Here is an 8642-nt window from a genome sequence, read left to right on the forward strand (position 1 = left end):
CCGCTCCACCGGGGGCCGCGTCGATGGAACTGACCGAGCGGTCGTGCCAGCTCGACCTGCTGGAGCGCCGGCTCGCGGACCTGATCGCCACCGGCGGCGCCCCCACCGGCCGGACGGTGACCGTGCTCACCGGCCCGGTCGGCTCCGGCAAGACCGCGCTGTTGCAGACCTTCGCCCGGCGGGCCGGCGAGGCCGGGGCGGGCGTCCTCGGCGCGAGCGCGTCCCGCGCCGAACGCACCGTCCCGTTGGAGGTCGTCCGCCAACTCGTCCGGGCCGCGGCGTTGAGTCCGGACGACCGGGCCCGGGTCGGGCGGCTGCTGGACGCGGGCTCCCTCGCCTGGGCCGACGTCGACGGCGCCGACCACGAGGACACGGCCCGCAGCACCGCCGCGATCGGCGGGGCCCTGCTCGAGCTGACCACGCGCGGCCCGCTCGTCATCGCGGTCGACGACGTCCACCACGCCGACGTGGCGTCGCTGCGGTGCCTCGACTACATCGCCCGGCGGATCGCCGGCCTGCCCGTGCTGGTGCTGCTGACCGAGGCGCCGCGCACCAGGCCCTGGCGCCCCGAGGTCTACACCGAGCTGATGCAACCCGCGAGGCTGCACCGCATCCGGCTTCCGCTGCTCACCGTCGAGGGGACGTTCCAGGTGCTCGCCCACCGCCTCGGCGTCCCGGTCGCCCGGACCATCGCCGAGGAGAGCCACCGGATCAGCGGCGGCAGCCCGCTGCTGGTGCACGCGCTCGCCGACGACCGGGCCGCCGCGCCCCGGCCCGCGGACCACCCCGTCGCCGGCGAATCGTTCCGGGAAGCCGTGCTGAGCTGCCTGTACCGCTGCGACCACCCGGTGCTCGAGGCCGCCCGGGTGCTCGCCGTGACCGGCGAACCCCTGCACGGCAACCTGCTGTCCCAGCTCGTCGGCGCCCGGTCGCGGTCCGCGCTGGGCGCCGTCGACGGCTCGACCAGCGCCGGGCTGGTCACCGAGGCGGGGTTTCGGCATCCGGCGGTGGGCCAGGCGGTGCTCGACGGGATGACCGCCGAGGAACGCGTCCGGCTGCACCTGGAGGCGGCCTGCCTGCTGCACGACGAGGGCGCACCAGCGACACGGGTCGCGCCGCATCTGGTCAAGGTCGACGAGCTGACCGAGCCCTGGATGGCGCAGAGCCTGCTGGACGCCGGCGAGCAGGCCTTGGTCGACGGCAAGGTGGAGACCGCCCTGCGGTACCTGCGCCGGGCGAACCGGAGCGCCGTCGGCGACTGCCTGCGGGCGCGGATCCGCTCCGCGCTGGCCCGCGCCGAGTGGCAGCTCGACCCGCAGGCGGCGGTCCCCCACCTGACCGGCGTCGCCACCGCCGTCCGCGCCGGGCACCTGAGCAGCCAGCAGGCGGCGGGGCCGATCCTGTACCTGCTCTGGCACGGTGAGATCGACAAGGCCGTCGAGCTCGTCCAGCACCTGAGCGACCGGGCCGACAGCGCGGATCCGCGTTCCGCGGCCGAACTGCTCGTCACGACCGGCTGGATGTCCACCCTCTATCCAGGGGTGACGGTCGGCCGGCCCAAACCCACCGCCGCCGCGCGGGACCCGCTCACCCTGGCCGCGGTCAGGCGTGGGCTCGAGGGGTCCCTCCTGCTGTCCGCCGTGCTCGAACGCGGCGACGCCACGGTGGTCGAGCACGCCGAGCGGGCGCTGGCCACCGGCGGGCCGGACGACGAGCCGAGCATGTGGACCAGCGTCTGCGCCATCGTCGCCTTGATCTACGCAGACCGGCTGGACCTGGCCGGCGACTGGTGCGACCGGCTGGGCACCAGTCCGGCCGCCCGGCGCCATCCCTCGGCCTCGGCGACCCTCGCGGCCCTCCGGGCGTTGGTCAGCGGACGGCTCGGTGACCTGCCCCGCGCCGTGCAACTGGCCGACCAGGCGCTGGGCCAGCTCTCGCCGAAGGGCTGGGGGGTGGTGATCGGGATGCCGCTCGCCGTCCGCCTGCGGGCCCTCACCTTCATGGACGAGCTCGACGCCGCGGCCGCCTGCCTCCAGGTGCCGGTCCCGCCGGCGATGTTCAAAACCCCGTTCGGGCTGCACTACCTGCACGCCCGCGGGACGCACGCGCTCGCCGCGGGAAGCCCCGAGGGCGCGCTGGCCGACTTCCAGCTCTGTGGGCAGCTGATGACCTCGTGGCAACTGGACTTCTCGGGTCTCGTCCCGTGGCGGACGGAGTCGGCCCGGGCGCTGCTCCGGATGGGCCGCCGCCAACAGGCCAGGAAGTTGGTCCGGGAGGAGTTGGCCCGGCTGCGGCCCGTCCAGGTGCGCTACCGGGCCGCCGCCCTACGGGTGCTGGCCGCCACGGAGGACGGGCCGGACCGGATCAGCCACCTGCGCAGCGCCGTCCGGCTGCTGCGGCAGTGCGGCGACCGGGTGGAGCTGGCGCACAACCTGACCGACCTCGGCCACGCCTACCAGCAGGCCGGCGACCGGCGGGAGGCACGCGTCGCGGCCCGGGCGGCCCGCGCCCTCGCCGAGGAGTGCGGGATCCCGCTGCTGCGCGCCAGCACGGCCACCACCGGCTCCGGTTCGGCCGAGGGCCCCGCCGGCACGGCGGTGGTGGTGGACGGGCTCAACGACGCGGAGTCCCAGGTGGCCACCCTGGCCGCCCAGGGCCACACCAACCGCGAGATCGCCGAGAAGCTCTTCCTGACGGTCAGCGCCATCGAACAGCGACTGACCCGGATCTACCGGAAGCTGCACGTCAACTCGCGCAACGAACTGGCCGCCCGGCTGCGGCTGAACCGGCCCGGCGCGACCCTGCTGCACCCGCCGTCGCCCGGGCAGGGCGAACCCGGGGGCCGTCCACGCGGGCCACGGTTCCGCTGACCGTCATCCGCCGTCCACCGGCGCCGTCCGCGCTCGCCGTCCCGGCCTGACCGCCTCCCTGCGGCACGGGCGGCCGGCCGCCGCCCACCGACCACGGACGGCTGTTCATCGGGTCACACTCCGGCCGTCCGGCCTGCCCCAAAGAACCGCGGTGTGGCACCGTCGAGGCGTACCACCGAAACCCGCCGTTCACGGTGTGGTCATCTCCGGCCGTCCGGCCAATCCCGACACCCCTTGCGGCGCATTGCGCAACCCCTAATGACGGACAAGATCCGCAGGTTTGCGCGCGAAACGATGGGGTCTCGCGCCCGTTGTCGCACCACCCCCCCGGTGCCAGACTCGCCTGGTCGCACGGACCGTCCCCTGAACGGCGCGGTCCGGCGACACATTTCCAGGTCCATCCGGCACGGCGGCCCGGTGCGCTCCACCCCTACCCCCGGTAGGCGCGGTGGAGGGGCGGCCGTCCGGCAAGGGGGAGCGGTGTCGGGCAGCGCCGGGGTTCCGGTTCCGCACCGCGTACGAGAAGGGCTGACACGCTGGTGTTGGTGCAGCAGGAGGAGCAGACGACCCGTCTCCGGCGGGCGTTCCGCGCGTGTGAGGAGCAGCAGCGAGGACACGTCGCGCTGGTCACCGGCGCGGTGGGGAGCGGCAAGACCAGTCTGTTGGAGGCGTTCGGCGAGTGGGCGGCCGCCACCGGCGGACAGGTGATGAGCGCTGCCGGTTCCCGGGCAGAGCGCGGGCTCCACCTGGGAGTGATCGGGCAGCTGCTCCACAGTGCACGGCTGGCGCCCGACGCGGCTGCCCGGGTGGAGAAGCTGATGGGCGACGCCACCTTCGCCATGTCCCTGCCCGAGCCCGGCGGTGAGGCCGCCGAGGGCGACCGGGCCTGGGCTCCCCTGCTGCACGGCCTCTTCGCCACCCTGCTCGACCTGACCGGCACCGGGCCCCTGGTCCTCGTCGTCGACGACGTGCACCACGCGGACCCGGCCTCGTTGCACTGCCTTCTCTACGTGACCCGTCGGCTGCGCCACGCCCGGATCATGGTCGTGCTCGCCGAGGCGTCGACGCTGCGCCCGCCGCACCCGTTGTTCCGGGCCGAGTTGCTCAGCCAGCCGCACTTCGCCCGGATCACCCTGCCGCCGCTGACCGTGGACGCCATCGCCCGGCTCGTCGGCGGCGACACCGAGACCACCGAGGCCCGGGAGACGGCGGAACGCTGCGTGCACATGACCGGCGGCAACCCGCTGCTCACCCGGGCGCTGCTCGAGGAGCGGGCCGGCGGCGGGACGGGCGGCGACGACTCCGGCGCGACCGTCGGCGACGCGTTCGACCAGGCCGTGCTCGGCTGCCTCTATCGGCACGAGCCCGGGGTGCGCCGGGTGGCGCAGGCGCTGGCGGTGCTCAACCGGCCCGCCCCGACCGAGCTGCTCGGTCACCTCCTCGACGTGGCGCCCGAGGCCACGGTCCCGGCGGTGCGGGTGCTGCGCACCTCCGGCCTGATGGAGGCCGACCAGCTGCGCCACCCGCGCATCCTGCACTCGATCCTCGGCGACATGTCACCCGATGAGCGGCGGGGCCTGCACCAGCGGGCCGCCGAGGTGCTGCACGACCACGGCGCCGAGCCGAGCGTGGTCGCCGAGCATCTGGTGGCCGCCGGCTGGGCGGACGCGCCGTGGGTGGTGCCGGTGCTCCAGGACGCCGCCGGACACGCCCTGGCCTCGGGCCGCCCCGACGTGGCCGCCGCCTGCCTGCGCCTCGTCTCCCGGGTGTGCGTGGACGAGCGGCAGCGGGCCGCCACCACCGAGATGCTGGTGAGCGCCCGCTGGCAGGTCAACCCGCTGGCCGTGAACGGGCACCTCAGCGAGCTGGTGGAGGCGGCGCGGGCCGCCGGGTGGTCCAGCGATGTCGGCCTGTCCGCCGTGCCCTACCTGCTCTGGCAGGGTCGGGTGGAAGAGGCCACCGAGGCCGTCAGCGGCTTCTCCACAGAGGACGAGCACGGCCCGGGCGGCGTGGCGACGCGGCTGCGGATGATGCAGTTGCTGGTCGCGCTCTCCCACCCGGACCACCTGGCCACGGTGCGGGAGACCCCGACGGCGTGGAGCCGGGCGGCGAGCGCGCCGGCCACGATCAGCCCGCTGCTGCAGGCGGTGACGGTGCTGCACACCGCGCTGACCCCGGCCGCGGAGAACGACACCGTGGCGACCGCCGAGCAGCTCCTCCAGCGTCACCACACCGACGACGGCTCGCTGGGCCTGCTGACCGCCCCCCTGCTGGCGCTGCTGTGGGCGGGCCGGTCCGACCGGGCCGCCGCCTGGGGTGACGTCCTGCTCGGTCGACCGGCCGCCCGGCACGCTCCGGTGTGGCGGGCCGTCATCCGGGCGGTCCGGGCCGAGGCGGCGCTGCGCGTCGGTGACCTGCCCGGCGCCGAGCACCACGCCCGCACGGCGCTGGAGGACATTCCCGCACCGGCATGGGGTGTGGCGGTCGCGGGCCCGCTGGCCACGCTCATCGCCTGCGCGACCGAGGCGGTGCGGCTGTCCGAGGCCGACCGGTGGCTCGCCCACCCGGTTCCGCCCGGCATGTTCCGCACCCCGCTGGGCCTGCACTACCTGGCCGCCCGCGCCCGGCACCACCTGGCCGTACGGCGGCCCCACGCCGCGATCACCGACCTGCGGCGGTGCGGCGAGCTGATGCGCACCTGGGGCATCGACGCCGCCGGGCTGGTGCCGTGGCGGCTGGAGCTGGCCCGGGTGCAACTCAGCGTCGGCAACAAGGCGCAGGCCACGCAGCTCCTCCAGGAACAGCTGCGGGTGCCGCACGGGGTCGACGACCGGACCCGGGGTCGGACGCTGCGGCTGCTCGCCACCACCGCGGCCCAGGACCACCGGCGCAAGCTGCTCTCCGAAGCGGTCAGCCTGCTCCAGTCCAGCGGCGACCGGCTGGAGCTCGTCCGGGCCCTCGGCGACACCGGCCAGACGCTGCAACGGGCCGGCGACTCCGCCCGCGCCCGGCTGCTCGTCCGCCGGGCCTACCAACTGGCCCAGGACTGCGGCGCGTCGGTGCTGGCCCAGCGCCTGATCCGGCGGGAGCCGGGCAGCGGGCTGCCGGCGTACCCGACGGCCGCCGAGATGCAGGAGCCGGACGACGGGCTGAGCGACGCCGAGCGTCGGGTGGCCGCGCTGGCTGCCCAGGGGCACACCAACCGGCAGATCTCCAGCAAACTGTTCATCACCGTGAGCACGGTCGAGCAGCACCTGACGCGGGTCTACCGCAAGCTGGACGTGAAGCGGCGCACCGACCTGCCGTCCCGGCTCGTCGCGTACGCGGAGGGGTTGGCCGAGGAGACGCAGGGCGCCGCCTCCTGACCCGCGCCGAGGGGCGCCGCGCGTGCGGCGCCCCTCGGCGCGTACGGCAGCCGCAGGCTCAGCCGACGGCGACCCCGGCGGATCGGCGGGCCGGGGCCTCGTCGCGGTGCCGCAGCACGAGGTCGGCGGCGGCGGCGACCCCGCCGGCCCGCCGCATCCGCCGGCTCCACAGCTCGGCCCGCTCCCGGAACGAGTCCTCGCGCAGCAGGCGCGTGAGCTTGGCGACGATGTCCTCGACGTCCAGGGCGTCGGTGTGCTCGACGGCCAGCGCGACGCCGCTGTCGACCGCACGCGCCGCGCCGTCGGGGCAGTCCAGCCAGAACGGCATCACCAACTGCGGGGTGGCGAAGTGGACGCCCTCGTGGACGGCGTTGGCGGCGCCGTGGTTGAAGAAGGCGCGCACGTGCGGGTGGGCCAGCACCCGCAGCTGCGAGGGCAGCCACGCCTCCACCCGCAGGTTGCCCGGCAGCCGCTCGGCGGGCGGGAGGAGCTGCTGCTGGCGCGCGGGCAGTTTCCACAACACGGCGTGCTCGGGCCCGACCCGGTCGGCGACCTCGACGATCGCCCTCACCTGCCCCGGGGACGGCCGCATGATCGTGCCGAACCCGACGTAGACCACCGAGGGGTGGCCGTCCAGCCACCGGGTCAGCTCGTCGTCCCCGTCGGCCGGCGGCACCTCGCGGGGCACGACCGGACCGAGCATCCGCAGTGTCGCCGGGGCGGTCGGGAACGGATACTCGAAGCCGAAGACCGTGTACGACATGAGCGCCGCGGCGGCCTCGGCGTAGAGCGCCGGCCGCATCTCCGGGTTGCGGAGGCCGGCGGCCCTGCGGGCGGCCACGGCGGCGAGGTTCCGCCCCAACCGGTCCGGCTGTGTCAGCGCCCGGACCAGCCGGTTGCGGAAGTGCGCGTTGGTCGCCTGCTGCCGGGGCGTCATCCGCCGCGGCAGCCCCGAGAACGGGGTGGGATAGCGGGGCGGCAGCAGCTCCTGGAGGAAGTTGGACGGCGGCAGCGAGATGCTGACCACGAAGGGCACCTGTCGGATCTGCGCGGCGTCCATCGCGTAGGTGGCGAGGCTGTCCACCACGGCCACCGCCGGCCCGATCTCGTCGATCGTGCCGAGGCAGCGCTGGTAGAGCTGCTGGAGGTAGTCGTAGTCGGTGCAGAGGTCGATGTAGCGCGCGAAGGCGTCCACCCGGTCGCCGGTGGTCAGCGCCCGGTACGTCGCGTCGTCCCAGTCGTGCGGTGACGACTGCGGGCGGGCCGGCCCGAGCGAGACGAACGAGACCTCGCCCGGGCCGGGCAGCGCCTCGACATCCGCCCGGCGGTCCTCCGTGGACGCGAACCAGACGTCGCGGACGCCCCGGGCCTTCAGCTCGTTGACAATGCTGAGCAGCGGGTTGAACAGCCCGGCGCTGTTGTAGGCGACCACGAGCACGGCTCGGCCGCGGTCGTCTCCGGTCATGACCACCGTCACCATCACTCCTTCCCGCCACGCGGCGGCTCGCGCCGTTCCGTCACCTGGGCCGCCGTCCGGCGGTCTCCCGGCGGCACGTGGTGCGGTCGCGTGCGGTCGGGCACAGGCGGGCTGATGATGGAGCCGTTCAGCCAGGCGATCGGGGTCGGCTGTCAAGGCGTGTCGATGCGGCACAGGGGTCGGCGGAGCTTCGGTAGAAGGGGTGCCGATTCATGGCAGCCCAGGACCCTCTGCGACCGCTGTCTATATAGACAGTCATAACTTACCCGACGGCGGCGACATGGAGGACGGCTCACGCTGATTTGTCCGGGCGAATCGGCCCGGCGCCGTGAGCCGCGAGCCCACGAGCCGCGGACAGCCGGCAGCGGACACCCGTTACATTTTTGATCGTCCCCAGCCGGGGACTGCTCGGTCGCCCGGCCTGGTATGACTTACTGCCCCTGTCGTACGCATGATCCGGGGGGTGTTGTCGCCGGGCCGGGTGGCGTCGATGGACCGCTGATAGGGACACGACCACTCGCAGGGTTGGGGTAGGTCTCTTCGTAACGTGGGTGCCGGCAGTCGACGCCAGACTGGCGACCGAGCCGAGGGCGATGTCGCGGGGAGGCGATACGTGCACGGCGACTACGAGGTGTTCCTCGGTCTCGATGTCGGCAAGGACGGCCACCACGCTGTCGCGTTGAACCGGGACGGCAAGCGGCTGCACGACGCGGCGTTGGTCAACACCGAGGCAAAGCTGCGGCAGGTGTTCGACAAACTCGCCCGCCACGGCCGGGTTCTCGTGGTGGTCGACCAGCCGGCTTCGATCGGTGCGCTGCCGGTCGCGGTCGCCAGGGCCTGCGGTCATCAGGTGGCCTACCTGCCCGGACTGGCGATGCGCCGGATCGCCGACCTGCACCCGGGCGCCGCGAAGACCGACGCCCGCGACGC

Annotated in this window: 4 protein-coding genes; 3 read left to right on the forward strand and 1 reads right to left on the reverse strand. The window is 74.5% G+C overall.

Going from position 1 to position 8642, the window contains the following annotated elements:
* Nucleotides 1-23 precede the first annotated feature (23 nt).
* Together ACGFZ2_RS28630 and ACGFZ2_RS28635 are read left to right on the forward strand one after the other, a co-directional pair.
* Nucleotides 24-2870: an AAA family ATPase gene (locus tag ACGFZ2_RS28630; RefSeq protein ID WP_393458865.1), complete on the forward strand. Its 2847-nt coding sequence runs from the start codon at nucleotides 24-26 to the stop codon at nucleotides 2868-2870.
* 545 nt (nucleotides 2871-3415) lie between these two features.
* Nucleotides 3416-6235, forward strand: a complete 2820-nt coding sequence (locus ACGFZ2_RS28635) for an AAA family ATPase (protein ID WP_393458868.1) — start codon at nucleotides 3416-3418, stop codon at nucleotides 6233-6235.
* 58 nt (nucleotides 6236-6293) lie between these two features.
* Here ACGFZ2_RS28635 and ACGFZ2_RS28640 read toward each other — a convergent pair whose 3' ends face one another.
* Nucleotides 6294-7700 (reverse strand): glycosyltransferase, encoded by a 1407-nt coding sequence (locus ACGFZ2_RS28640; RefSeq protein WP_393458871.1) that lies wholly within the window; start codon nucleotides 7698-7700, stop codon nucleotides 6294-6296.
* Nucleotides 7701-8325: 625 nt separating this feature from the next.
* Between ACGFZ2_RS28640 and ACGFZ2_RS28645 the strand changes: the two genes are divergently transcribed.
* Nucleotides 8326-8642 (forward strand): IS110 family transposase (locus ACGFZ2_RS28645; protein ID WP_393458874.1); only part of this gene is annotated, 317 nt, incomplete at its 3' end.

This window comes from Micromonospora sp. NPDC048063 (assembly GCF_043202855.1).
Lineage (GTDB): Bacteria > Actinomycetota > Actinomycetes > Mycobacteriales > Micromonosporaceae > Micromonospora.

What these genes read in the sequence shown, in the direction of transcription:
- ACGFZ2_RS28630 (WP_393458865.1), top strand. Translation starts at nt 24, where the DNA reads ATGGAACTGACCGAGCGGTCGTGCCAGCTCGACCTGCTGGAGCGCCGG.
- ACGFZ2_RS28640 (WP_393458871.1), bottom strand. Translation starts at nt 7,700, where the DNA reads ATGACCGGAGACGACCGCGGCCGAGCCGTGCTCGTGGTCGCCTACAAC.